The 26,828-nt window shown below is 63.5% G+C and carries 18 protein-coding genes and 2 tRNA genes; 4 read left to right on the top strand and 16 right to left on the bottom strand.

All coding sequences use genetic code 11. The features are described from left to right. Window positions 1–160 precede the first annotated feature (160 nt). On the bottom strand, window positions 161–4,267 hold the full coding sequence (gene purL / locus M1D44_RS06760) for a phosphoribosylformylglycinamidine synthase (protein ID WP_316853895.1): 4,107 nt from the start codon (window positions 4,265–4,267) through the stop codon (window positions 161–163). Between the two features lie 147 nt (window positions 4,268–4,414). Next, entirely contained in the window at window positions 4,415–4,984 is a 570-nt protein-coding gene (locus M1D44_RS06755; RefSeq protein ID WP_024975606.1) for a winged helix DNA-binding protein, read from the bottom strand. An 85-nt stretch (window positions 4,985–5,069) separates the two neighbouring features. On the opposite strand from M1D44_RS06755, the gene M1D44_RS06750 reads away from it, so the two are divergent. Beyond that, the gene (locus M1D44_RS06750; protein ID WP_316853894.1) at window positions 5,070–6,665 is read left to right on the top strand and encodes an NAD(P)H-hydrate dehydratase; all 1,596 of its coding nucleotides are present in this window, start codon (window positions 5,070–5,072) and stop codon (window positions 6,663–6,665) included. Between the two features lie 71 nt (window positions 6,666–6,736). Further along, a complete protein-coding gene (gene pgi / locus M1D44_RS06745; protein WP_024975604.1) occupies window positions 6,737–8,356 on the top strand; it encodes a glucose-6-phosphate isomerase in 1,620 nt (539 codons plus the stop codon). Window positions 8,357–8,365: 9 nt separating this feature from the next. Here pgi and M1D44_RS06740 read toward each other — a convergent pair whose 3' ends face one another. Further along, window positions 8,366–9,076: an ABC transporter ATP-binding protein gene (locus tag M1D44_RS06740; RefSeq protein ID WP_316853893.1), complete on the bottom strand. Its 711-nt coding sequence runs from the start codon at window positions 9,074–9,076 to the stop codon at window positions 8,366–8,368. 73 nt (window positions 9,077–9,149) lie between these two features. On the opposite strand from M1D44_RS06740, the gene M1D44_RS06735 reads away from it, so the two are divergent. Together M1D44_RS06735 and lepB are read left to right on the top strand one after the other, a co-directional pair. Next, entirely contained in the window at window positions 9,150–9,758 is a 609-nt protein-coding gene (locus M1D44_RS06735) for an arylesterase (protein WP_316853892.1), read from the top strand. Between the two features lie 84 nt (window positions 9,759–9,842). Then, window positions 9,843–10,535, top strand: coding sequence for a signal peptidase I (gene lepB / locus M1D44_RS06730; protein ID WP_024975601.1), 693 nt, complete (start codon window positions 9,843–9,845; stop codon window positions 10,533–10,535). An 80-nt stretch (window positions 10,536–10,615) separates the two neighbouring features. Here the strand turns inward: lepB and M1D44_RS06725 are convergent, their stop codons facing one another. From M1D44_RS06725 to M1D44_RS06665, 13 genes are all read right to left on the bottom strand, one after another. Next, window positions 10,616–12,556, bottom strand: a complete 1,941-nt coding sequence (locus tag M1D44_RS06725) for a SurA N-terminal domain-containing protein (RefSeq protein WP_112184750.1) — start codon at window positions 12,554–12,556, stop codon at window positions 10,616–10,618. Between the two features lie 158 nt (window positions 12,557–12,714). Beyond that, window positions 12,715–12,791 (bottom strand) — tRNA-Asp (locus M1D44_RS06720). A gap of 44 nt (window positions 12,792–12,835) precedes the next feature. Continuing rightward, a tRNA-Val gene (locus M1D44_RS06715) sits at window positions 12,836–12,911 on the bottom strand. Window positions 12,912–12,978: 67 nt separating this feature from the next. Beyond that, window positions 12,979–13,305, bottom strand: a complete 327-nt coding sequence (locus M1D44_RS06710) for an HU family DNA-binding protein (RefSeq protein WP_160169388.1) — start codon at window positions 13,303–13,305, stop codon at window positions 12,979–12,981. Between the two features lie 103 nt (window positions 13,306–13,408). Continuing rightward, entirely contained in the window at window positions 13,409–15,823 is a 2,415-nt protein-coding gene (gene lon / locus M1D44_RS06705) for an endopeptidase La (RefSeq protein ID WP_316853891.1), read from the bottom strand. A gap of 169 nt (window positions 15,824–15,992) precedes the next feature. Then, window positions 15,993–17,267 carry an ATP-dependent Clp protease ATP-binding subunit ClpX gene (gene clpX, locus M1D44_RS06700; RefSeq protein WP_009238059.1) on the bottom strand — a complete coding sequence of 425 codons (1,275 nt, stop codon included), beginning with the start codon at window positions 17,265–17,267 and terminating at the stop codon, window positions 15,993–15,995. Window positions 17,268–17,464: 197 nt separating this feature from the next. After that, window positions 17,465–18,112 (bottom strand): ATP-dependent Clp endopeptidase proteolytic subunit ClpP, encoded by a 648-nt coding sequence (gene clpP / locus M1D44_RS06695; RefSeq protein WP_024975598.1) that lies wholly within the window; start codon window positions 18,110–18,112, stop codon window positions 17,465–17,467. Window positions 18,113–18,153: 41 nt separating this feature from the next. Further along, entirely contained in the window at window positions 18,154–19,497 is a 1,344-nt protein-coding gene (gene tig / locus M1D44_RS06690) for a trigger factor (protein ID WP_112184787.1), read from the bottom strand. A 244-nt stretch (window positions 19,498–19,741) separates the two neighbouring features. Beyond that, entirely contained in the window at window positions 19,742–21,760 is a 2,019-nt protein-coding gene (mnmC, locus tag M1D44_RS06685) for a bifunctional tRNA (5-methylaminomethyl-2-thiouridine)(34)-methyltransferase MnmC2/FAD-dependent 5-carboxymethylaminomethyl-2-thiouridine(34) oxidoreductase MnmC1 (RefSeq protein WP_316853890.1), read from the bottom strand. 294 nt (window positions 21,761–22,054) lie between these two features. After that, complete coding sequence (locus M1D44_RS06680; protein WP_024975595.1) at window positions 22,055–22,249, bottom strand: hypothetical protein; 195 nt, start codon at window positions 22,247–22,249, stop codon at window positions 22,055–22,057. Window positions 22,250–22,350: 101 nt separating this feature from the next. After that, entirely contained in the window at window positions 22,351–23,757 is a 1,407-nt protein-coding gene (locus M1D44_RS06675; RefSeq protein WP_024975594.1) for an MFS transporter, read from the bottom strand. An 80-nt stretch (window positions 23,758–23,837) separates the two neighbouring features. Continuing rightward, window positions 23,838–25,025, bottom strand: coding sequence for a CaiB/BaiF CoA transferase family protein (locus M1D44_RS06670; RefSeq protein ID WP_316853888.1), 1,188 nt, complete (start codon window positions 25,023–25,025; stop codon window positions 23,838–23,840). Further along, the gene (locus tag M1D44_RS06665) at window positions 25,022–26,785 is read right to left on the bottom strand and encodes an acyl-CoA dehydrogenase family protein (RefSeq protein WP_316853887.1); all 1,764 of its coding nucleotides are present in this window, start codon (window positions 26,783–26,785) and stop codon (window positions 25,022–25,024) included. Before M1D44_RS06665 ends, M1D44_RS06670 begins: the two co-directional genes overlap by 4 nt. Window positions 26,786–26,828: the final 43 nt, after the last annotated feature.

Here is a 26,828-nt window from a genome sequence, read left to right as displayed (position 1 = left end):
TTATGGATCGGGGCGCATGCGCGCGAAATATAACATTTGCCTAGGTAATATTGCCCTGGCCATCGGTAAGCCCTGCTGTGCCGGGTCTGCTGCCCTCGCCAAGGGCAAAAAAAACGCGCCGAGTCACCCCGGCGCGTTTTTTACTGGTGCAGCAGGCAGGTCAGCCCATCCACTTGCGGGCATTGCGGAACATCCGCATCCACGGGCTGCTGCCGTCGCCGGCGGTTTCCCATTCCTTCGGATGCCAGCTCATCTGCACGGCGCGGAACACGCGCTCCGGGTGCGGCATCAGCGCGGTAAAGCGGCCGTCGTGCGTCGTCACCGAGGCAATGCCCTGCGGCGAGCCGTTCGGGTTCAACGGATATGTCTGCGTGACTTCGCCGCGGTTGTCGACGTAGCGCAGGCCAACGGCCACTTTGCCGATGTCGCCCTGCTGGGAGAAATCGGCATAACCTTCGCCGTGCGCGACGACGATGGGAATGCGGCTGCCTTCCATGCCCGCGTAGAAGATCGACGGGGATGCTTCGACCTGCACAGTCACCAGACGGCCTTCATACTGTTCCGACTGGTTGCGCGTGAACTTCGGCCATGCGCCGGCGCCCGGGATGATCGGTGCGAGGTTCGCCATCATCTGGCAGCCGTTGCACACGCCCAGCGCGATCGAATCGGTGCGGTTGAAGAACGCCGCAAACTGCTCGGCCAGCATGCTGTTGAAGAGGATCGTCTTCGCCCAGCCTTCACCCGCACCCAGCACGTCGCCGTAGCTGAAGCCGCCGCAGGCAACGAACCCCTTGAAGCCGGCGAGCGTGGTGCGGCCAGCCAGCAGATCGCTCATGTGGACGTCGTAAGTGTCGAAGCCGGCCTTGTCCATCGCGTAGGCCATTTCGACCTGCGAGTTCACGCCCTGCTCGCGCAGGATCGCCATGCGCGGGCGGGCACCCGTGGCGATGAACGGTGCGGCCACGTCTTCCGCAATGTCGAACGTGAGCTTGGGCGAGATGCCCGGGTCTTGCGCGTCGAGAATGCGGTCGTACTCGCTCTGCGTGCACTCGGGGTTGTCGCGCAGGCTGGCGATGCGCCAGGAGACGTCCGTCCACGTGCGTTGCAGTTCCGTGCGCTGCGCGCTGAACACCTTCTTAGCGTCGCGCCAGATTTCGATGTGGTCGTTGGCGTTAGGTGCGCCGATCACGTGGCTGCAGCCGGCCAGGCCGTGCTCGCGCAGCACCGCGAACACAGCGTCGCGCTGAGCCAGCGGCACCTGGATCACGGCGCCGAGCTCTTCGGCAAACAGCGCGCGCACCGTCAGGTCGGCACGGCGGCCGGAGACTTGCTGCGCCCAGTTCTTGGCGTCGCCGTAGTCGGACTCATGTGCGCCGTCGAGCGTGAGCATGTCGACGTTGATCGACACACCGCAGTGCCCGGCGAAAGCCATTTCGCAGACGGTCGCCCACAGGCCGCCGTCCGAGCGGTCGTGATACGCCAGCAGCGAGCCGGTCGCGTTCAGTTGCTGGATGGCGGCGAAGAAGCGCTTGAGGTCTTCGGCGTCGTCTACGTCAGGCACGCTGTTGCCGATCTGCTCCGTGACCTGCGCCAGGATGCTGCCGCCCATGCGGTTCTTGCCGCGGCCCAGGTCGATCAGGATCAGCGTGGTGTCGGCCGGCGCATTGGCCGATTCAACCTGCTTGAGTTGCGGCGTGAGCGTCTTGCGCACATCCGTCACCGGCGCGAAAGCCGAGACGATGAGCGACACGGGCGCAACCACTTCCTTCGCTGCGCCCTCGTCTTCCCACTTGGTGCGCATCGACAACGAATCCTTGCCCACCGGAATGCTGATGCCCAGCGCCGGGCACAGCTCCATGCCGACGGCCTTGACGGTGTCGTACAGGCGGGCGTCTTCACCGTTCACGCCGCAGGCAGCCATCCAGTTGGCCGACAGCTTGAGCTGCGTGAGCGAGTCGATGGGAGCGGCCGCGATGTTCGTGATGGACTCGCCGATGGCCATGCGACCCGACGCGGGTGCGTTGATGACGGCCAGCGGCGTGCGCTCGCCCATCGTCATCGCCTCGCCGGCGTAGCCCTTGTAGTCCAGCGTCGTGACGGCCACGTCGGCCACCGGCACCTGCCACGGGCCGACCATCTGGTCGCGCGTGTTCAGGCCGCCAACGGTGCGGTCGCCAATGGTGATGAGGAACGACTTGCTGGCAACGGTCGGGTGGCGCAGCACGTCGCGCGCGACGACTTCCAGGTCAAGGCCGGTGACATCGACTTCCGGAAATTCCTGCGCCACGCGACGCACATCACGGTGCATGCGCGGCGGCTTGCCGAGCAGCACGTCCATCGGCATGTTGACGGGGAAGTGCTCGGCGACGTCGGGGGCAGTGTCGCCGTCGACGACTTGCAGTTGCTGTTCATCCGTGGCGAAACCGACCACCGAAAACGGCGCGCGCTCGCGCTCGCACATGGCCTGGAAGCGCGGGAAATCGCCGGGGGCAATCGCCAACGTGTAGCGCTCTTGCGATTCGTTGCACCAGATTTCCGCCGGGGAGAGCCCCGACTCTTCCAGATGCACCTGGCGCAGGTCGAAGCGCGCGCCCTTCTCGGCGCCGTCGACGATTTCAGGGAAGGCGTTGGAGATGCCGCCGGCGCCCACGTCGTGGATCGACAGGATCGGGTTGTCTTCGCCCAGTGCCCAGCACGCATTGATGACTTCCTGCGCGCGGCGCTGCATTTCGGGGTTGCCGCGCTGGACGGAATCGAAGTCCAGGTCAGCGGTATTGGTGCCGGTGGCCATCGAGCTGGCAGCGCCGCCGCCCATGCCGATACGCATGCCGGGGCCGCCAAGTTGGATCAGCAGCGTACCGGCCGGCAGGCCGTGCTTGTGCGTGTGGCCTGCGTCGATATTGCCGATGCCGCCGGCAATCATGATCGGCTTGTGATAGCCGCGCACGGTGCCGCCGACGTTTTGCTCGTAGACGCGGAAATAGCCGCCCAGGTTGGGCCGGCCAAATTCGTTGTTGAAGGCAGCGCCGCCGATCGGGCCTTCAATCATGATCTGCAGCGGCGAAGCGATGCGGTCCGGCTTGCCGACGGGGCCTGGTGCGGCTTCATTCGGGTTGCGGTGTGCCACGGGTTGCGCCGTATCGCGGGCGTTTTCCCACGATTGCACGGCTTCCGGCAGCAGCAGGTTCGACACGGTAAAGCCGGTCAGGCCCGCCTTGGGCTTGGCGCCGCGGCCCGTTGCACCTTCGTCGCGGATTTCACCGCCCGCGCCGGTCGACGCACCCGGGAACGGCGAAATGGCCGTCGGGTGGTTGTGCGTCTCCACCTTCATGAGCGTGTGCGTGAGCGCTTCGCGGCGGCCGTATTGCGGCACGCCCGTCTCGCCTTCCGTGCCTGCGTGCGGGAACCAGCGCTCGGCCATGCCGCCTTCCATCACGGCGGCGTTGTCCGAATACGCGACGATCGTGCCCTGCGGCGCGAGCTGGTGCGTGTTGCGGATCATCGCGAAGAGCGACTTGTCCTGCGTCTCGCCGTCGATGGTCCAGTCGGCGTTGAAGATCTTGTGGCGGCAGTGCTCGCTGTTGGCCTGCGCGAACATCATCAGCTCGACGTCGGTCGGGTTGCGTTCGAGCTTGCGGTAGGCGTCGACCAGATAGTCGATTTCATCATCGGACAGGGCCAGGCCCATCTCGACGTTGGCGGCTTCCAGCGCACGACGTCCAGCATCATGGCCACCCCCAATGTCCACAAAGCGCAATGCCTTGGCGGGCAACACGTCGAACAGGCCGTAGCCGGCTTCGCGCGAGTCGATCACGGTTTCGGTCATGCGGTCGTGCAAATGCTCGGCCACGGCGGCGCGGGTGGCGTCGTCCAGGTGCTTGGCAGCACCGGTCAGGCTGCGGATGAGGCCCTTCTTGCACGTGACGGTAAATTCCACGCCGCGCTCGATGCGATGAATTTGCGGCAGTGCGCAGTGGCGGGCGATTTCCGTTGCCTTGCTGGCCCACGGCGAGATCGTGCCGAAGCGCGGGATCACCACAAAGCGGTCGCCCTCGACATCGGCCGGGGCTGGCGAACCGTAGGTCAGCAGCGCTTGCACACGGGCAGATTCATCGGCCGACAGCGGCGTGTCGGCGGCCACGAAATGCAGGTATTGGGCACTGACGGCATCGATATCGGGATCGATGCGCTTGAGGGTGGAAAGCAGGCGTTGCTGACGGAAGGCGGACAGCGCGAGAGCGCCGGGAAAGCACGAGAAATGCGCCATGGTGGGCAAGGCAGGCAGTAGCTGGAAGAGGAGGTCCCCGGCGTGCGCGGGGAAACCGCTATTGTACCTTGCCCTGCCCGCGTTACCGACCCTCAAATCGGCCGAAAATGGCGCTGCCTCGGCTGCAACCGACTGCAAACGCCCGTTTTACAGCGACGTGGCGGACCGCGCTGCCTGCTCGTACAGGCCCGTCAGCACGCGCAGCAGGCGCGCCAGTTCGCCAATCTCGGCATTTTCCTCGCCGCCGGGCGAAATATTGCTGGTCAGGCACTGCTCGCGGATTTCGCGGTAGCGGGCGCAGGCCTTTTCGCCAGCTTCAGTCGTGGTGTAGGTGACTTCCTTGCCGTTGCGCGTGCCTTCCACCAACTCCATCCCCTGCAGCTTCTTGAGCGAATACGTCACAAGGTGGGTGTCTTCCACGTTGAGCACGAAGCAGATGTCGGCCAGGCGCTTGGCGCGGCCGCGGTGGTTGACGTGGTGCACAACCAGCACATCGAGGAAGGTCAGGTCGCGCACGCCGGCGGCTGCCATGCAGCGCACGCACCAGCGGTTGTAGGCGTTGTAGGCGGTATTGAGCGCAAACTCGAACTCCGACAGTTCTGGGCTTCGCGCCGACACCAGGTGTGACGAAGACACGATCGGCCCGCCCTTGCCTGCGTCCTCATTGGCTGCGGATTGCGGCAGATCAGCTTTCGGGGTGGTCGGCGATTTGGACATTGCAACGGGCTGAGAAAGGACCGGAAACGCGGGCTATTGTAAGAGAATAGATCGTCATGTCTGCACAGTGGAAAGCGTAGTTGCCATGTCCTCACACCCCGCCTGGCGCGAAATCCTGATCGACGGTGCCCTGGCCGCACACACCGGCGCCGACCTGCTCTTCGGCACGGCCGGCATCCGCGCACTGGAAGCGGCGGCGTACCGATCCCTCGAACCCTTCGCCCTGATGGCGCGCGCGGGCGAAGCTGCCGCCGATTGGCTGCAGACGCGCGCGCCACATGGGCACGTGCTGCTCGTTGCCGGCCCAGGCAACAACGGTGGCGATGCGCTCGTTGCGGCGACGGTGCTGCATCTGGCCGGGCGCGCCGTCACGGTGTGGCTTGCCGCAGACCCCGCCAAGCTGCCCGACGATGCGCGCCGCGCGTGGACGGAGGCTTGTGCCGCTAATGTCCCCATCGAACGTCTGCACACGACGGCTTCGGTGCCGGCCCCCACCTCCGCCATCGTCGACGGCCTTTTTGGTATCGGACTCGGCCGGCCGTTGACGGGATTGCATGCGGCGCTGGTCGATACCATCAACGCCAGCGGCCTGCCGGTGTACGCACTGGACATTCCCTCGGGCCTGAATGGCGATACGGGCCAGCCGCCCGCGCCAGATTCACCTGTTATCCAGGCGCGCGCCACCATCACCTTTCTCGCCGTCAAGCCGGGCTTGCTGACGGGCGATGGCCGCGATGCCGCCGGCGACATTGCGCTGGCCGACCTGCAAGCCGCGCAGGCCGCTTATGACGGCGTGATTGAAGCGGACGCCTTCGTCAACACGCCGTCACGCTGGCTCGCGCACGTGCCGCGCCGCCGGCATAACGGCCACAAGGGCACATACGGCAGCGTGGCAATCGTGGGGGGTGCGACCGGTATGGTCGGGGCGCCGCTGCTGTCCGCGCGCGGCGCGCTCTATCTGGGCGCGGGCAAGGTGCACGTGGTCTCCCTTGCCACCGATGCACCGCGTGTCGACCCCGCGCAACCTGAATTGATGCTGCACACCTGGGGCGCCCTCGATCTGGGCGGCATGCAGGCGCTGGCCGTGGGCCCCGGCATGGGCATCGGCAAAGAGTCAGAAGGCGCGCTCGAACATCTGCTGGACCGCATGCTCTCGGCGCGCACGCCTGCTGTGTTCGATGCCGATGCACTCAACCTGTTTGCGAAAACGCCAGCCCTGCTCGCGCGCCTCACACAACTGGCCGGAAGCGATGTCCCGCTGGTACTGACACCGCATCCGCTGGAAGCCGCGCGCCTGCTGCATACCGATGCGCACGCCGTGCAGCAAGATCGGCTGGCCGCCGCCAAGGCGCTTGTCAATCGGACGGGCGCGGTGGTCGTGCTCAAGGGCTCGGGCACGGTTATCGCGGCGCCGGGCATCCCGCCGGCCGTCAATCCAACCGGCAACGGCGGACTCGCCACCGGTGGTACAGGCGATGTGTTGACCGGCATGATCGGCGCATTGCTTGCGCAAGGCATGGGTGCGCGCGAAGCCGCACTCGCGGCCGTGTGGCTGCACGGGCGCGCCGCCGACGATCTTGTCCAGGCCGGCGTCGGCCCCATCGGCTTGCACGCCAGCGAGCTATGCGCGCCGGCACGACGTGCGCTCAACGCCCTGCTGGCGTCGGACGTTCGCCGATAGAAAGGCGTCATACAGCGCCGTTATACTGCGCATTCGTTTTCCCGCACCCACCTCACGTCACATCACGCCGTATGCCCACAGCCCTACCCGCCTGGCAGTCCCTGACGCAACATGCTGAATCGATTCGCGCGACGCATATGCGCAACTGGTTTGCCGCGCCGGACGCCGAGGAACGGGTACGCGCCTTCACGCTGGAAGCGGCTGGCCTGACGGTGGACTACTCAAAAAACCGCATTACCCCTGAGACGCTCGCCCTGCTGCTGCAACTGGCCGACGAGGCCGGCGTGCTCACACTGCGTGATGCCATGCTGCGCGGCGACCGCATCAACAACACCGAGCACCGCTCCGTCTTGCACATGGCCCTGCGCGGACAAGCGGAAGACAACTATCGCTCCGACGGCGAGCCCGTCATGCCCGAAGTGCTGCGCGTGCGGGCCCAGATGCACGACTTCGCCAACCGCGTGCATGGCGGCACTTGGACGGGCCATTCCGGCCAGCGCATCACGGACATCGTCAACATCGGCATTGGCGGTTCGGACCTCGGCCCGCGCATGGTGTGCCGCGCGCTCGACCACCTTGCCGTGCCGCAGGTGCGCGTACATTTCGTCTCCAACGTCGATGGCACGGACCTGGCCGAAACACTCGACCACCTGAACCCGGACACCACGCTCGCCATCGTCTGCTCGAAGACGTTCACCACGCTCGAGACAATGGCCAACGCGCACAGCATGCGCCGCTGGTTTGTCGAGCATGGCGTGGCCGAAAGCCAGCTCAAGCACCACTTTGTCGCCGTCTCCACCAACCGCGAGGCGGTCGTCCAGTTCGGCATCGACCCGGACAATATGTTCACGTTCTGGGATTGGGTTGGCGGGCGGTTCTCGCTGTGGTCGGCGGTGGGCCTGTCTATCGTGCTGGCGATCGGGCCGCAGCAATTTGAAGCGATGCTCGACGGCGCGCGCGCGATGGACCGTCACTTCGCCACAGCCGCGCCGCGCGAAAACTTGCCGCTCATTCTAGGGATGTTGTCGGTCTGGTATCGCGGCTTCTTCGACGCGGCGAGCGCCTGTACCGTGCCCTACTGCGCGCCACTGGAGCTGCTGACCGACTTCATGCAACAGCTGGAGATGGAGAGCAACGGCAAATCCGTCCAGCGGACCGGCGCAGCCATCGATACCGACACCGGCCCCATCGTCTGGGGCACGGCCGGTACCAACGGACAGCATGCGTATTTCCAGCTGATCCACCAAGGCTCGCAGATCGTGCCGGTGGATTTCATCACCACGCTGGAGCCGGTGCGCAGCCTGCCCGGCCATCACGCCAAACTGCTCGCAAACTGCTTCGCGCAGGGCGAGGCGCTCCTGCTCGGCCGCACCGCGGATGAAGTCCGCGCGGGTGGCGTCACCGACGAAGCACTCGTGCCGCACATGGTGTTCGAAGGCAATCGCCCGAGCACGACCATCCTGATGGAACGGCTCGACGCCGCGTCATTCGGCGCGCTCATTGCCTGCGCCGAGCACCGCACCTTCGTGCAGGGCGCGGTCTGGAACATCAACTCGTTCGATCAGTGGGGCGTGGAGCTTGGCAAGAAACTCGCCAAGCCGATCCAGGCAGAGCTGGAAGGCGCTCCCGCCTCCGTGGCGCATGATGCGTCGACGGCGGCGTTGATCCGCCGCGCCAAAGCCGCACTCTGACGCAAACGTTCAGAGTTCGGTAACGGTCTCGTCGCCGACGAGATGCCCGGCTTCGATGGTGAGAATGCGGCTGCAACGCGCCGCGACGGAGCGGTCGTGCGTCACCAGCACCAGCGTGGAGCCGGCACTGCGGTTGAGTTCGAACATCAGCGCGATAACGGCCTCTCCCGTGGCGGTGTCGAGACTCCCTGTCGGCTCGTCGGCAAAGAGAATGTCGGGCGCGGTCACGAACGCGCGTGCCAGGGCCACACGCTGCTGCTCGCCACCGGACAGCGTCTTCGGATAGTGCGAGAGCCGTGCTCCCAGGCCGACGCGCTCCAGCAGAACCGTGGCGCGACGGCGCATTTCCGCGGTGCTGACATCGCCCTGCAACTCCAACGGCAGCATCACGTTCTCAAGCGCCGTCAGATGTGGCAGCAGCTGGAACGACTGGAAGACAAAGCCTACGTGGCTGCCGCGCACGGCCGCGCGACCATCCTCATCCAACTTGAACAGGTCGTTGCCCAGCAGCTTGACCGAACCCGATGTCGGCAAGTCCAGGCCTGCGAGCAAACCAAGCAGCGTCGATTTGCCCGAGCCGGAAGCGCCAACAATGGCCAGTGTCTCGCCCCGTTCCACACGGAAGGCAACATCGCTCAGAATAGGCAACTCACCGGTGGCATCGCGCACAGTCTTGTGCAGCGAATCGACTTCAATCACCCAGGTAGCGGAAGACGACATGATTGGACTGGTAGGTAGTAGAAGGCGCAGCGTGAAGTCACTTGTAGCAGCACTTGGCTGCACAGTGTTTGGCATGCTGCCATTCGCACAGACGGCTGCAGCACAAAGCGCGCCGGCATCGCATCGCGTGGTGGTGCTGGGTGACAGCCTGTCGGCCGGATACGGCCTTGCGCAAGGCACAGGCTGGGTCGCGTTGCTCGACAGGCGCCTCAAAGAACGGAAGCCCGATTATAGCGTCGCCAATGCAAGCATCAGCGGCGACACCACGGCCGGCGGCCGCTCACGCCTGCCCGCCGTACTGGCGCGTGAAAAGCCCTCTGTCGTGATCCTCGAACTGGGCGGCAACGATGCGCTGCGCGGCCTCTCCCTCGCCTCCAGCGAAGGCAACATCAAGGCAATGATCGAAGCCTCGCAAGCGACAGGCGCGAAGGTGCTGCTGGTGGGCATGCGCATCCCGCCCAACTACGGCCCCGATTACAGCGAGCGCTTCTTCGCCATGTTCGGCAAGCTGGCGCAGCAGTACAAGCTGCCGCTGGTGCCATTCCTGCTCGAAGGCGTTGCGCAACGGCCGGACTGGTTCCAGGAAGACCGCATCCACCCCATTGCCGCAGCGCAACCGACGATGCTCGATAACGTGTGGCCCAAACTGGAACCTCTTCTCAAAGCGCGGGTCGGAAGATGACAATTCTGCCGCGCCGACTTGCGCCATCAGGTGCATCGGATTTCCAAGTCGAACGCGCGACCACATCTCACACGGGCGGACACCATGAAGCTTCTGGCAAACGGGCTGCGTGCAGCGCGCGACAACAAGCGGTTCCTGGTCGGCATGTCGTTGCTCTTTGCCTTCCGCGCCTGCATTGCCGACTGGGCAGTCGTGCCCAGCGGCTCAATGAACCCGACCCTTATCGAGGGCGACTACATCCTGATGAACCGATTGGCTTACGGTGTGCGCGTACCGGCCACCACCGTCTGGCTCAAGCGCGGCAGCGAGCCGCGACGTGGTGATGTTGTCGTCTTCTCCTCACCGGAAGACGGCACAAAGCTCGTCAAGCGGCTGATCGGTCTACCCGGCGATGTCGTTGAAATGCGCGGCGAAGCGCTCTACATCAACCACCAGCACATCGCCTATACCCCATTGCCGGACGTCGCGCCCGGAGCGTTGCCCCAAGCGACGGCGGCGCTGCCGCACGAACTCTGGTCCGAAGCCCTGCCCGGCCGCGAGCACACGGTGATGGTCTTGCCGGAAGTGCGAGCAGTGCGCAGCTTCGGCCCCATCACCGTCCCTCAAGACCGCTACCTCATGCTGGGCGACAACCGCGACAACAGCCGAGACTCCCGCTACTTCGGCCTCGTGCCGCGCAAGAACCTGATCGCCCGCGCTTCCCACGTGGCACTCTCATTCGATCCGGACCACTTGTACATGCCGCGCCTCGCGCGCATCGGCAAACCGCTGGACTAGTCGCCCGAAAAAAATACGCAAAAAAAAGCCCCCTCGTTGTTGAGGGGGCTTTTTCGTCAGGCTACCTGCTGCGCGCCGTATCAGTCCTCTGCCGTATTGGCAGGTTTGCTGGCTTCAATCACGTTGCTGTTGATCTTCACCTTCGAACGCGCCTTCAGTGCTTCGTAGTAGGCGTTGAACTCGGTCTGACCAGCGGCCTGAGCCAGTTGCTGCGCATCGGCAGCACGGCGCGCCTCATCCACATTGGCCGGCGGCAGCACCTTGTTGATGCGATACAGCGCGTAGCCCTGGGCACCGAGGTCGACGCCGATGGTGGCCGGCAGCTTGGTCGCATCGGCGCGCAGGATGGCCGTCAGTGCAGCGGGCGACGTGCCTTGCGCCTGCTGGCGCGAGACGGTTTGTGCGGCGCTGAAGCCATCGGCGCTGTTGCTCTGCTTTACGGCGGCCAGTTTCTCTTCGCCAGCCTTCTTGGCCAGCGCAGCCGCTTGCTCGGCAATCACCTTGGCCTTGACCTGCTCACGCACGTCGGCCAGCTTCTTGACCGTGGCCGGACGATACTCCGCCGCACGCGCCGCAACCAGCGTGGTCGGGCCCACCTGTATGGCGGCCGTATTGCGGTGGTTCTTGATCACGTCATCTGCGAACAGCGCCTTGACCACCTTGTCATTGCCGATCGGGCTGCCAGACTGCGCAGGGCTCGGCGTGCGGGTCACGTTGTCGGCCGTCTGAATCTGCAGCTTAAGCTTGTCAGCCACCGGCTTCAGGCTGTCGGACTGGTCTTCCACGGTGTTGGAGAACGCATCAGCCAGCTCCGAGTACTTCTTGTTGGCGAGTTGCGTACGCAGTTCGCGTTCAAGCTCCGGCTTGACGGCTTCCAACGGCTGCACGCCGCCGCCCTTCACTTCTTCCAGCTTGATGATGTGAAAACCGAAATCGCTTTGGACCACATCGCTGATGTCACCTGGCTGCTTGAGGGCAAACAGCGCGTTCTCGAACGGAGGCACGGTCGCACCCTTGCCCAGGAAGCCCAACTCGCCGCCCTGCGCAGCCGAACCCGGATCGCCCGAGTACTTCTTGGCCAGTTCGGCAAAGCTCGCGGGGTTCTTGCGCACCTCGGCGAGTACTTCTTCGGCCTTCTTCTTGGCGGTTTCCTTGTCGGCAGGTTTGGCGTTGTCCGGCAGCTTGATCAGGATGTGAGCGGCGCGGCGTTCTTCCTGCGTCTTGAAGCGCGCAGCGTTCTGGTCGTAGTACTCCTTGATCTGCTCAGGCGTGACCGGAATCTGCTTCATCATGTCTTCGCCCGAGAACACGACATACTCGGCCTTGACTTGCTCCGGCACGGAGAACTCCTGCTGGTGCGCGTCGTAATAAGCCTGGATCGCCTTGTCGTCCGGGTTGATCTTTGCAGCATAGTCAGCCGGCTTGAACAGCAGCGCCTGCACTTCACGTTGCTGATCGCGTACCTGGATCAGTCGCTCCACCAGCGACTTCGGCACGAACGCCGACGACACAATCGATTGCGGAATCTGTTGCTGCGACAGCTCGAACCGGAGATTGCCTTCCAACTGCTCGGGCGTCATATTCTGTGCAGCCAGCAGTCGCACGTAGGCTTCCTGATCGAACGAGCCGTCCGGCTTGCGCAGCGCTGCCACGGCCGGAATCTGCAGGATCGTGTCGCGAATCTTCTCGTTCGAGATGGTCAGGTTCGCATGCACGACCTCATTGGCCAGCACGCGTTGCTGGATGATGCCGTCGAGCACATCGCGGCGCATCTGCGGACCTTCGAACTGGCGCGGATCATATTGCGCGCCAAGCATCTGGCGCAGACGCTCTGTCTGCTCGCGCACGCGCGCGTCGACTTCGTTGGTGGAGATGACCTTGCCGTCGACTTTGGCGGCGTCATGCGAGCTGTCCATGAAGCTCGAATAGCTCTGCACACCGAAGAACACGAACGACGGGAACACCAGAATCAGCAGCACCAGAAACATCAAGCGCCGATGCGTACGTACGAAATCAAGCATGCTGGACCGGAGGTGAATGGAAGATGGAAAATCCGGCGATTCTATCAGGTGCCGCCGACATTCCGGACAATCACGGCACAGCGTGCAGACATGACCTGCAACGCATTCGCCGCTGAAAAGACAAAGGCCCGAACGAATCGGGCCTTTGAACAGGATTTTGGCGGAGCGGACGGGACTCGAACCCGCGACCCCCGGCGTGACAGGCCGGTATTCTAACCGACTGAACTACCGCTCCAGATTGGGTCGGACCACCCGACACAGGAGCGGCAATACGAACGATGGTGGGTGCTGAGAGGCTCGAACTCCCGACCCGCGCCTTGTAAGGGCGCTGCTCTACCAACTGAGCTAAGCACCCGTTCGTACTGCCGGCGTGAGCCGGACTGTCCGGCGCCCGTGTTGTCACCCACGAGCACCAAAGCCCGCTAGTTTAGCGCATCTTTCAGCGCTTTGCCAGGTTTGAATTTCGCAACCTTACCGCCTTCGATGGTGATGGCGGCCCCCGTGCGCGGGTTGCGTCCATTACGTGAAGATCGCTTGCCGACCAGGAACGTACCGAAGCCGACCAGCGTGACCGACCCACCGTCGCACAACGCATCTTTGATACCGTCGATCAGCGCGTCAATGGCGCGCCCCGCCGCGGCTTTTGACATGTCAGTTTGCGCCGCCACATGGTCGATGAGATCTGTCTTGTTCATCGTGCCACCTCCCCGAACACCCGCTAGTGTGGATTCATTAAAGTGGCCGCCAATCGACGTGTCAAGGCGAAGAACTGTGTGCTACACGTCGCAGCCTGCGCAAAGAAAAAGGGCCCGAACATGTCGGGCCCTTCCTCAACCTTGGCAGACTACGGTGTCAGTGATGCACCATTTCCTGCGACTTGCCGTCGTCGCCCTTGGCGGGTGCCGGCTTGGCTTCTTCTTCCGGCAGTGGCTCCGGCTTGCGCACCAGCGCGAGTTCCAGCACCTTGTCGATCCAGCGCACCGGCTGAATCTCGATGCTGTTCTTCACGTTGTCCGGAATGTCCGCCAGGTCCTTGACGTTTTCTTCCGGAATCAGCGCCAGCTTGATGCCGCCGCGGTGTGCAGCCAGCAGCTTTTCCTTCAAGCCGCCGATCGGCAGTACCTCGCCGCGCAGGGTGATTTCGCCGGTCATCGCGACATCAGCGCGCACCGGAATACCGGTCAGCACCGACACCAGCGCCGTCGTCATCGCAATACCTGCAGACGGGCCGTCCTTGGGCGTCGCACCTTCGGGCACGTGGATGTGGATGTCGCGCTTCTCGAACATCTCATCCTTGATACCCAGGCGCGCCGATCGCGAACGCACCACCGAGCGCGCAGCCTCGACCGACTCCTTCATTACGTCGCCCAACGAACCCGTGCGGGTGATATTGCCCTTGCCCGGCATCAGCGCGGCTTCGATGGTCAGCAGATCGCCGCCCACTTCGGTCCATGCCAAACCGGTCACTTGGCCGACTTGATCTTCCTTGCCGGCCAGACCAAAGTCGAAACGACGCACGCCAAGGAATTTGTCCAGGTTGTCCGAATCGACCTTCACGGACGCACTGGCTTCCTTCTTCAGCAGCAATTGCTTGACGACCTTGCGGCAGATCTTCGAGACCTCACGTTCCAGCGAACGCACACCAGCTTCCCGCGTGTAGTAGCGGATGATGTCGCGCAGGGCGGCTTCGGTCACCTCGATCTCACCCTCCTTCAGACCATTGTTCTTGATCTGCTTGGGCAGCAAATAGCGGCGGGCGATGTTGATCTTTTCGTCTTCCGTGTAGCCCGACAGGCGAATCACTTCCATCCGGTCCAGCAGCGGTGCCGGAATGTTCAGCGAGTTCGACGTCGCTACGAACATCACGTCCGACAGATCGAAGTCCACCTCGATGTAGTGGTCCTGGAACGTGTGGTTCTGTTCCGGGTCCAGCACTTCGAGCAGAGCAGAAGACGGGTCGCCTCGGAAATCCGCGCCCATCTTGTCGATTTCGTCGAGCAGGAACAGCGGGTTGCGTACGCCGACCTTCGTCAGGCTCTGCAGGATCTTGCCCGGCATCGACCCGATGTACGTACGGCGGTGACCGCGAATCTCGGCCTCGTCACGCACGCCACCCAGCGCCATGCGCACGAACTTGCGGTTCGTTGCACGCGCCACCGACTGCCCGAGCGAGGTCTTGCCGACACCCGGCGGCCCCACCAGGCACAGGATCGGCGCCTTCAGCTTGTCGACCCGCTGTTGCACTGCGAGGTACTCAAGGATGCGTTCCTTGACCTTCTCCAGGCCGTAGTGGTCTTGATCCAGCACCTGCTCGGCGTTCGACAGGTCGTTATTGACCTTGCTCTTCTTGCGCCACGGCAGGCCGACCAACGTGTCGATGTAGTTGCGCACGACCGTTGCCTCGGCCGACATCGGCGACATCAGCTTGAGCTTCTTAAACTCGGACTCGGCCTTCTTCTTGGCCTCCTTGGGCATGCGGGCGGCCTTGATCTTCTTGTCCAGCTCTTCGAGATCGGCGCCTTCCTCGCCTTCGCCCAGTTCCTTCTGGATCGCCTTGACCTGCTCGTTCAGGTAATACTCGCGCTGGCTCTTCTCCATCTGGCGCTTGACGCGGCCACGGATGCGCTTTTCCACCTGGAGGATGTCGATCTCACCTTCCAGTTGCGAGAGCAGGCTCTCCAGACGTTCGGTCACGTTGAACATCTCGAGAATCTTCTGCTTCTGCTCGAGCTTGATCGGCAGATGCGCGGCGATGGTGTCGGCCAGACGACCCGGCTCATCGATGCCCGACAGCGACGTCAGGATCTCAGGCGGGATCTTCTTGTTCAGCTTCACGTACTGATCGAACTGCGACACGATGGCGCGACGCAGCGCCTCGGTCTCGGCCGATTCAGTGGGTTCCGGGCCGACGGGCACAGCTTCGCAGAAGAAGTGCGATTCGTCGTCGGTAACGGACAGAATGTTGGCGCGCTGCGTGCCCTCGACCAGCACCTTCACGGTGCCGTCCGGCAGCTTCAGCATCTGCAGAATGTTGGCGATACAGCCGACCTCGTAGAGATCCTTGTCGGTCGGCTCGTCCTTGGCGGCGGTCTTTTGCGCCACGAGCATGATGCTCTTGCCCGCCTCCATCGCAGCTTCCAGTGCCTTGATGGATTTGGGGCGCCCCACGAACAGCGGAATCACCATGTGCGGAAACACCACCACGTCACGCAGCGGCAACAGCGGCAGGCGAATCTGCTCAGCGGGTAAAAGTTGGGTTCCGGACATTATTTTCCCCAGAAAGTCATGTAAGGGCTAAATTGGGCACAGCGACGGTTTTACAAGACCGCTGCTGCAAGTCGCATGCCGACCCAGTTTCCCGAAGCAAAAAAGCCGCTCGCGAGCGAACGGCTTCCTGCTTGGGACGCATACTGCGCATCCCGGCCGGGCATTCGCGTCAGTTGGAACCTGCAACCTTGGGTTGCTCTTCGTAAATCAGCAAGGGCTTGCCTTCGTCGGAGATCGTACTTTCATCGATCACCACCTTTTGCACACCCTTGTGGTTGGGGAGGTCATACATCACATCCATCAAAGCGTGCTCGACGATGGAACGCAGACCGCGCGCCCCCGTCTTGCGCTTGATCGCCTTGCGGGCGATTGCCGTCAGCGCGCTCGGACGAATTTCCAGTTCCACCCCTTCCATTGCCAGCAGCTTCTGGTACTGCTTGACGATTGCATTCTTGGGCTCGACCAGGATTTCCATCAAGGCAGCCTCGTCGAGCTTGGCCAGCGTCGCCACCACGGGCAGACGGCCGATCAACTCGGGAATCAGACCGAACTTGATGAGATCTTCTGGTTCCACTTGCGGCAGCACTTCGCTGACGTCGCGCTCTTCCTTGCTCTGCACCTCCGCACCAAAACCGATACCGGTCTTGTCGGAGCGCTGCATGATGATCTTCTCCAGACCATCGAACGCCCCACCGCAGATGAACAGGATGTTGGTTGTATCAACCTGCAGGAAGTCCTGGTTCGGATGCTTGCGACCACCTTGCGGGGGCACCGACGCCATCGTTCCTTCAACCAGCTTGAGCAGCGCTTGCTGCACGCCTTCTCCAGAAACGTCCCGGGTGATGGAAGGGTTGTCAGACTTGCGCGAAATCTTGTCGATCTCGTCGATGTAGACGATGCCGCGCTGGGCCTTGTCGACCTCGTAATTGCAGTTCTGCAGCAGCTTCTGGATGATATTTTCGACATCCTCGCCTACATAACCAGCTTCGGTCAGCGTAGTGGCGTCGGCGATGACGAACGGCACGTTCAAGAGACGCGCCAGCGTCTGAGCGAGCAAGGTCTTGCCGGAGCCAGTTGGCCCGATGAGCAGGATGTTGCTCTTCGACAGCTCGACATCGTCCTTCTTGCCGAGGTGCTTCAAACGCTTGTAATGGTTGTAAACCGCGACCGCCAGGATCTTCTTGGCCTGCTCCTGACCGATCACATATTGGTCAAGGCTCTGGCGAATTTCATGTGGCGTGGGCAGATCGGACTTGACTGCCAGACCCCCTTCCTTTTCGGAGATGGCAGCTTCGTCCCGGATGATCTCGTTGCACAGGTCGATACATTCATCGCAGATGAAGACCGAGGGGCCGGCAATCAGTTTCTTGACCTCATGCTGACTCTTGCCGCAGAACGAGCAGTACAGCAGCTTTTCGCCAGTCGAGCCTTTCTTGTCCGCCATAACGATTACCAGTAGTTCTTGGCAGCATCATACGCCAAATTATCTGGCGACGATCCGCAGGTGTTGTTCAAAGCAAAAACGAGGCGCGAGGCCTCGTTTTTGACACCGCTTGACATGTTTGACGCGGTTAACCGGTGTGTCGTGGAGCGCACCGACAATACCGCCTACCGCGCACATCAGCGCATGACTTCGACACTTCAGCGCTTGGCGATGACCTGGTCGATCAGGCCGTATTCCTTGGCCTGTTCGCTGCTCATGAAGTTGTCACGATCAGTGTCGCGAGCGATCTTGTCAACTGGTTGACCGGTCGCTTCCGAAAGCACAGTGTTCAGGCGCTCGCGCAGGTACAGAATCTCGCGCGCCTGGATCTCGATGTCCGAAGCTTGGCCACGTGCACCGCCCAGAGGCTGGTGAATCATGATGCGCGAGTTCGGCAAGGCCAGGCGCTTGCCCTTCGCACCGGCCGCCAGCAGGAACGCGCCCATGCTGGCTGCCATGCCCATGCAGAGCGTGGACACGTCCGGCTTGATGAACTGCATCGTGTCGTACATCGCCAGACCGGACGATACCGAACCGCCCGGCGAATTGATGTACAGCGAGATGTCCTTGTCCGGATTCTCGCTTTCCAGGAACAGCAACTGTGCCACCACGAGGTTGGCAGTCTGGTCGTTGACCTCGCCCACCATGAAAATCACTCGCTCCTTGAGCAGGCGCGAGTAGATGTCGTAGGCGCGCTCGCCGCGGCCCGACTGCTCGACCACCATCGGCACCAGACCGAGCCCCTGCGTTTCGAGCGCGGAAGCCTGGGTGCGGGCAAGTTGGTCGATCAGTTCATTGCGGATCATGCGGTTCTCCGGTGCTTATTTCGGAAACTCTATCGATCGAATCAGCCTTGCGCCGGGGTGGCGGTCAGCTCTTCGAACGACACAGCCTTCTCAGTTACCTTGGCCTTGTCGCACACAAAATTTACCACGTTGTTTTCGAGCACGTAGGCTTCCATCTCGGCCAGGCGCTGTTGGTCGCCGTAGTACCAGCGGATGACTTCCTTCGGATCTTCGTAGCTCTTGGCAAACTCTTCGATCTCGGCCTTGATCTGTTCCGGCTTGGCTTCCAGGCCGTTGGCCTTCACGACTTCGGCCAGCACCAGACCCAGCTTCACACGGCGCTCAGCTTGCTGCGTGAACATCTCGGCCGGGATCGGCATGTTCTTGGCGTTCGGCATGCCGCGCGACTCGAGGTCACGGCGGGCCATTTCAACCAGGCGCTCCTGGTCTTGTTCGACCAGCGACTTCGGCACGTCCAGCTCTGCTACCTTCAGCAGCGCTTCCATGACTTGGTCCTTGAGCAGCGCGTGCGTGCGGCGCTTGACTTCACGCTCGAGGTTTTCGCGGATGTCGGCGCGCATCTTGTCGAGGTTGCCGTCGGCGATGCCCAGCGACTGCGCGAAGGCTTCGTTGACTTCCGGCAGGTGCGCCCACTCGACTTGCTTGAGCGTGACGGTGAATTCAGCCGTCTTACCGGCGACGTCCTTGCCGTGGTAGTCCTCGGGGAACGCCAGCGGGAATTTCTTCGACTCGCCCTGCTTCAGGCCCAGCGTGGCTTGTTCGAACTCGGGCAGCATGCGGCCTTCGCCCAGCACAAAGCTGAAACCTTCAGCCTTGCCGCCGGCGAATTCCACGCCATCGATCGTGCCGACGAAATCGACCGTCACGCGGTCGCCGTCCTGTGCGACGGCTGCACCGCCGTCGCCATGCTCGCCGGCTTCGCCGCGCGGGTGGTAATGCACGCGTTGCTTGCGCAGGATGTCGAGCGTCTTGTCGATCTCGGCATCGGTGATTTCGGTCTTGGTGCGGGTCAGTTCCGCGCCAGCCAGATCGCCGAGCTTAACTTCCGGATACACCTCGAAAGTGGCGTCGAACGCGACTTGGTCATCGGACACGCCTTCGGTCTTCAGTTCGAAGCGCGGTTGGCCGGCAACCTTCACGCCTTGCTCGTTGGTGATGTCGAAGAACTGACGGGCGGCCTTGTCGTAGCGCACCTCGAATTCGACTTGTTGGCCGTATTGCTTCTCGACCATCTTCATCGGGACCTTGCCCGGGCGGAAGCCGGACATCTTGACGGTCTTGGACAGACGCGCCAGACGGCTTTGCTTCTCTTGCTCCACTTCGGCCTTCGGGACAGCCAGGGTCACTTTGCGATCAAGCTTGCCGAGGTTTTCGATAGTCGACATGGTCGTAATTCCAGATTCAGAAGATGGTTGCGTCGAACGGCGCAGCGCCAGCAGCAGCCGTGGTTCAAAGTTCTTGGTCTTGCCGGGCTTGCAGGAATGCGGCGCGAGGGCCGCTTCACTGCACAATGCGCGGCACAACGGGCGCGTTCAGGCTGGCAAACGCAAAACGCATATTATGGCATGGAACGTTCACCGGCCCTGATTTTTTGGGTCGGAACGCTTGGAAAACCCTTCAAACGGGGCGTTAATCCAGTGGTCCCGCGATTTCGTTTTCCGCGGGTGCGGCGGCCTGCTCCTGCGTGCGTCGATGCTGCAATGCCCGCAGGGTAAAGCGGCCAGGATCTAGCGCTGCGGCCAGATCGGATTCAAGCGGCAACGGACCACCGTCGACCTGGGCTGCAAGCAGTTCCGCGCCCAGCACCGACCACGTGAGCCCGCGCGAGCCATACGCAAGCGCCGCATACAGCCCGGCGAGGCGAGGCAGTTGCGCGTGCGGGCCGCGCAAACGAAAGCCGGGCGCCATGGCCGCCGCCTCATCCACCAATGGGCCGATCAACGGCAACCGATTCGCGGAGACGCACCGCACACCGACATAACCATGCAGCGCCGCAGGATCCAGCTTCGCCAGCGCGCCCGATTGCTGCGGCTGCAACCGGGCCAGTCGTCCGAGATTGGCCGCGTGATCGGCGATGCGCTCGACCAGATCGGATTCGCCCGGTTGGAACGACGAGCCCGTGCGCACCGTTTTCGCACACGATTCCGCGGGCAGCAGGTAACCATCGCCGCAGACGACGGTTTTCGACCACGCGGCACCCGCCTCCAAACTGCTCATCGGCACATCGGTGAGTTGGCCGCGCACTGGCTTGAGCGACGCAGATGTCAGCGGAGCCAGGCGTGCGGCACCCAGACTGTTGGCGAGGACGACGACCGGCGCGCTCGCAATCACCTCGCCTTGGGAATCCAGCGCGTGCCATTGATCGCCGACTTGGCGCAGCGATTCGACGTGCGTATTCCAACGCGCATCAACTACGGTGCCAGCAGCGGCGAGATTGGCGCGACAAACATCAGGCGGCGCGACCCACCCGGCTTGCGCAAACCACCAGCCGCCCTGCGGCACGCTGGCACCGACGCGCCGGGCGGCTTCGTCCACGTCGAGCCAATCGATGTAATCGGTCGGATAGCCGAGCGCTTGCACGATGCGTTGCTGCTCGACAGCGTCGTCGGCGTGTTCGGCGAGTTGCAGTACGCCGGTGGGTTGGAAACCTGTGGCAAAGCCGGCGCGATCGAGTGCGTCCCAATGGCGGCGTGCGAGCAGGTTGCCGGCGCGCGATAAGCGCGAGAGCACGCTGTCGTCGATGGACACATGCGGGTGCATGGCCGCTGCGCGGTGGGCCGACGTGCCGCGCCCGGGGCCGTCGTTTGCGTCGATAAGCGTGATGCGCCAGCCGCGCGATGCGAGCCGCTCGGCAACAGAGCAGCCCGCAAGCCCGGCGCCAAGCACGATGGCGTGATGCTGGCTCCAGGCGGGCGCTTCAGCCGGCCCACGCCGTGTGCGCCAATGGGTTGGGAACTGCGCGACGGTCATGTGGCGCTTGGAGCCGAAACCGGGCGCCTTGTGCACCTCGAAGCCGGCCTCCTGCAAGCCGCGTCGCACGAATCCTGCAGCGGTGTACGTGGCCAATGTGGCGCCCGCGCGAGCGACTCGCGCAAGCTGCTTGAACACGCGCGGCTGCCACAGATCAGGGTTCTTGGCAGGAGAGAACCCGTCGAGATAGAACGCGTCGGCGGCGCACGACAGTTGTGGCAGCGTCTCCATCGCATCCCCAAACAGTAGCGTGAGGGTGACGCGGCCGCCGTCGAACTCCAGGCGATGCACGCCGGGTACCGGCACTGGCCACGACTGACGGAGCATCTCGGCCAGTGGGGCCAGCGCGCCGCTTTTCGGATGCACGATCGACAAACCAGCACGATCGAACGGATGCTTCTCAATCGAGACGAAATCGAGCCGAGCACAACGCTGCGGATCGTCGCGCCATGCAGCCCACGTGGCCAGGAAATTGAGGCCCTGGCCGAAGCCGGTTTCGACGATGGTGAAGGTGCGCTTGCCCTGCCATGCGGCCGGCAAGCGGTTGCCGCCCAGGAAAACGTGATGCGCCTGCGCCAGACCGCCCTCAGCGCTGTGATAAACGTCGTCGTATTGCGTGGAGAACGGCGTGCCGTCCGACGTGAGCTGAGGCGTGGCGAGAACGAGGCCGCGTGGCATGGAACACCCTGGGAGGAAGCGGCGAATTGTAACGCCGCCCACCCCTTGCGCCTTGATCTGAAGCAGTCCGCCTGCCGTCTTCAGGCCAGAGCCTGGGTCGTCCAGACTCACCATCTGCACGATCATCGGATGCTTGGCTGTTGCGGCCAGATAAGCGTGCGGCTCCGCCCCTCCATCCAGTCTCTACGGCGCTGCCAGCCCACGCATGAGGTGTCAGGCAGCACCTCCGCCGCGCCCTATAGACGGGAATCCAGAAGGGAGCGCAAGGCATCGGCGTTAAGCAGCGAGATGGCTTCAGGCCACATCGTCCCGGGACCGGCGCCGCCACGCCATCAGCGCAACCGCTAGCGCGCCCACAGACAGGCCGATTGCCAGCCCAGTCAACTGCCCGGCGCGACGGGCCTCATCGGCTTGGTGGCGCGCCTCAATCGCCTGGCGCACGGTTTCCCAGAAGGCCTCGCGATGCTCGTTCTCGTCAAAGATGGACATGGCACGCTTCCCCGTTTCGTATGGCTTCCCTTGCCATCGTAGGGAACGTGCGGCAGGTGTGCCACCGCACGTTTCGTGTAGGACGCGGTGCCGGCCGCTACTCAGACGGCAGGCACCGGCTTGCGTGCAGGGCCGTTGAGCGGCCGCGAGACATTGGCGTCACCCTGCCCCAGGTCCCTTGCATCTGCGCGCTCGGCGGTGGACAACTCGTCTGCGCGGTAGCCTGTGCGGTTGAGCAGCACCAGCGTGCACGCCAGCGACACCAGCGCATACAGCGCCGACGACACCGCCACGCCCACGATATTGCCGCTCCTGTTGAGCATCCACTGCGCAAATACGGGCGTGCCGCCACCCACCACAAGCGAACACAGTTGATACGCCAGCGACAAGCCCGTATAGCGAATGCGCGTCGGGAACACGCGCGCCAGAATACCGCCGATGGCGCCATAGAACATCGAATGCGGAATCGTTGCCAGGCACATGCCGAGCAGCGCAATCCAGACCACCTTGGTTTCGATGGCAAAGAACATCACCGGCATGAGCAGGAATTCAGGCAGCACCATCAGGCAGATCGCTCGACGCATGTCCATGCGCGAGACCAGCCATGCACCGAGTGGCTGCGTAATGAACTGCACGACCAGCGCAATCGCGATGATGCCGAGGAAGGTGTCCTGCGCGTAGCCGAGTTCCTTGGTAGCCCACGCGAGCGCGAAATTGCTCTTCAGGTACGTCACGTGAATGAGCGGCAGCGTGCCCGCACCCAGCAGCACGAGGCCCCAGTGGTCACGCACCACGTCTTTGAGCGGCAGTTTGACGGTCTTCTTCTGTGCCAGCACGCGTTTCATGTCATCCGACTCCTCCAGCTTCAGGCGGATGACCATGCCGACAATCACCAGCAGCGCCGACAGCAGGAACGGCACGCGCCAGCCCCACAGCAAGAACTGCGGTGTCGGCAATGCGCTCAGGGCAAAGAACACCAGCGTCGCCAGCAGGTTGCCCGTTGGGGAACCCTGCTGTGCAAACGCCGAGTACAGAATGCTCTTGCGCTTGGGCGCGCTCTCGCTGGCGATCAGCACCGCACCGCCCCACTCGCCGCCCACCGCCACACCCTGGATCACGCGCAGCACCACCAAGCCCACTGGCGCCCACATGCCGATCTGCGCATAGCCCGGGAGCAGGCCGATTCCCATCGTCGCCACGCCCATCAGAATGAGCGTGATGATGAGTGTGGTCTTGCGGCCGATCTTGTCGCCAAGGTGACCGAAGATGATCCCGCCGATGGGTCGCGCCGCAAAGCCTGCCCACAGCGTGACGAACGACAGCAGTGTGGCGATGCCCGGGTCCAGCGTCTTGGAGAAGAACACCTTGCCGAAGACAAGCGCGGCAGCAAGGCCGTAGATGTAGAAGTCGTACCACTCGATGGTGGTGCCGATAAACGCGGCTACCGCAGCCCGGCGCGGTTGCAGGTTTGCGGCCGCGTCGGTCTGGGGCGCAGGCTGGTGAGGCATGTTTGTCTCCTTGGTGGTACTGCTGGTTTGGCGCAGCCTCTGCTGGGCTGTCTGCCTTGTTGTGGTGAACCTGCTTTATTTCATTTCAGAACGCCGGCCTGGAACAAGCGCTGACGGGTGTCTGCGTCAATGCCGAGCGACGCGAGCACGGCATCGGTATCGGCACCAAGTGCGGGCGGAGCGTTGCGATACGTGGCCGGCGTGCGCGACAGCTTGATCGGCGAGCCGGTCCCACGGTAATCACCCAGCTCGACCACCATCTGCCGGTGCAGCGTATGCGGATGGCTCGCCACTACATCGACACTCAACACGGGCCCGCACGGAACGCCGCCATGGATCAGGTCTTGCGCAAGCGTCTCGCAGTCGAAGCGCGCCAGGTGTGCTTCCAGCGCGTGCTTCAGCTCCGCGCGATGCGCGCAGCGGCTGCGGTTGCCGGCAAAGCGCGCGTCTTGCGCCAATTCCGTCGCACCGATATGCGCGCACAGCTTGGCAAACTGGCGATCGTTGCCCACCGCCAGAAAAATCGGCGCGGTGCCGGTCTGGTAGCTGTCGTACGGCGCGATGTTCGGGTGCGCGTTGCCGCTGCGCTGTGGCACCTTGCCCGAGCCAAAGTAGTTGGGGAGATGCGGATGCAGCAGCGACACGCCGCAGTCATACAGTGCAATATCGATCGATTGCCCGCGCCCGCTCTTCTCGCGCTCGGCCAGCGCGAGCAAGATGCCGGCGAGCGCGTTGAGCCCGGTCACCATGTCGACGATCGGCAGGCCGACGCGCATCGGGCCACCGTCGCGTTCGCCGTTGACGCTCATCAGGCCGGCCATGGCCTGGATGGCGGCGTCGTAGCCGGGGAGCCCACCGAGCGGGCCGTCAGGGCCGAAGCCGGAAACGGCGCAGTGGATCAAGCGCGGAAAGCGCGGTTGCAGGTCGCGCTCAAAGTCCATGCCCCAGCGGGCGAGCGTGCCAGGCTTGAAGTTCTCGACCAGCACATCGGCGTCTTCCAGCAATTGCCAGAGCACGGCGCGGCCCTCTTCGTTCGACAGGTCGACCGAGATACCGAGCTTGTTGCGGTTGACGCCGTTGAAGTACCAGGCGGTATCGCTCTCGTCGAAGGGCGGCCCCCAGGTGCGCGTCTCGTCTCCAACAGGCGGTTCCAGCTTGATAACCTGCGCGCCGTGATCGGCAAGCGCCTGCGTGCAATACGGCCCACCGAGCACCCGGCTCAGGTCGATGACCTTCAGGCCGTGCAACGCGCCGTTGATTGCGCTCATTGCGCGCCTCCGGTCGGCAAGGCCTGCATGGCCAGCGCAAATGAGACCTCGCGCTGCTTGACTAGCGCATCAAACAGCAATGCGTCATCGTTCTCGGGCAAGGCCAGCGGATCGACCGGCAACAGCTTGTGACGTAGCACCAGATGCGCAAGCGCCAGGCGGCGATGGTCCGGCGCCAGGCGCACGCCCTCCACCGCCATGAAGATGGCCGTGGTGATGTGATACAGCGCGGAGCCGGCATGACGCACCAGTTCGTCGCTGCCGTCTTCAGCCACTTTGGCGATTGCGCGGCATACGCGGTCAAGCGTGGCGCGCAACAACGCATCGCTCTGCGCCGGCAGCGTGACGCCATCGAGCATGCCGATGAGATATGCACGCAGTGGTTCCAACGCGCCTTCGCGCTTCACAGCGCGTGCAATGTCAAGCGCGACGATGTTGCTGGTCCCCTCCCAGATGGAGCCCAGATGGGCGTCACGCACGAGGCGCGCATCGCTCCACTCTTCGATGTAGCCGGTGCCACCGCGCACTTCCATCGCGTCTCCGGTCACGCGGCGGGCATCGCGGCAAGCGCGGAACTTGATGAGCGGCGTCAGGATGCGCACGCATTTGGCGGCTTGCACGTCGCCCGCATCCGCCAGCGGCAACAGTTGCGCGATCTGCATGAACATCGATCGCGCCTGCTCAGTCGGCAGCAGCATCTTCAGAAGCTGGCGCTGCATCAACGGCATGTCGATCAGCTTGCGGCCAAAGGCTTCGCGGTTGCGCGCAATGTGCAACGCTTCGGTGGTGGCGCGGCGCATCAGGCCGGCAGCACGCACGCCGTTCGACAGGCGCGACATGTTGATCATGTCGGCCATCTGATGGAAACCGCGGCCGATCTCGCCGATCAGGTATGCGGTGGCGCCTTCAAGCACGATCTCGCCGCTGGCCATCGAACGGGTGCCCAGCTTGTCCTTCAAGCGGACGATGCGGTAATGGTTGCGCGAGCCGTCGCGCAGCGTCTTGGGCAACAGGAACAGCGCCAAGCCGTTGATGCCGGATGGCGCCCCGTCCGGGCGGGCGAGCACCATGGCGAGATCGGCATCGGCGTTCGAGCAAAACCATTTGTCGCCGTACAAGCGCCACGTTTGTGTACCGTCGGGCGCGGTTTCCAAGGCGGCACGCGTGGCGATGCGGGCGACGTCCGAACCGGCCGCCTGTTCAGTCATGAACATCGCGCCCTGGTACAGCACATCAAAGTCGCGCGACGCCAGCATCGGCAGATAGCGCGCCACCAACGCCCGATCGCCGAACTTGCGCAGCGTGCGCGTGAGCGAATCCGTCATGCTGACCGGGCAGCACAAGCCGAACTCCGCCTGCACGAAAAGATAGGTGAGCGCGTATTTGACCAGCGGAGGCGGTGCGTCGCCGACATGGCTCATCGATGCGAGACCAAGCTCGGCATAGGCCACGCGTTCGAGCGCAATGTAATCGGGGTGCTTGTCGATGCTCTGCAAGGGCTCGCCGCGGCGGGTGCGGTGGCGAAGCTGCGGCGGGTTGTGATCCGCGCTGATGGCCCAGGCGTCAAGTTCGTCCGAGGCGCGCTGGCCGAGCGACTTGAGCTGGGGCTCCAGCTCGCGGTATCGGGCGTCGCCCAGATACAACCGCAAGAGGCGACCGAGGTCAGGATCGACGTGAAAGAAATTGATGCCCCGGCTGTCGGGGATGTTTTGGTGGCCGCTGGGATGGGTCATAAGCGGCTCGCGGGCGATGTCGTTCATGCGGGTGGCCTCGCTGTCTCCTGTTTTGTCCGGCCAGCATAGA

This window comes from Ralstonia sp. SA306 (genome assembly GCF_054792405.1).
This window is presented reverse-complemented; position numbering and strand designations above follow the sequence as displayed.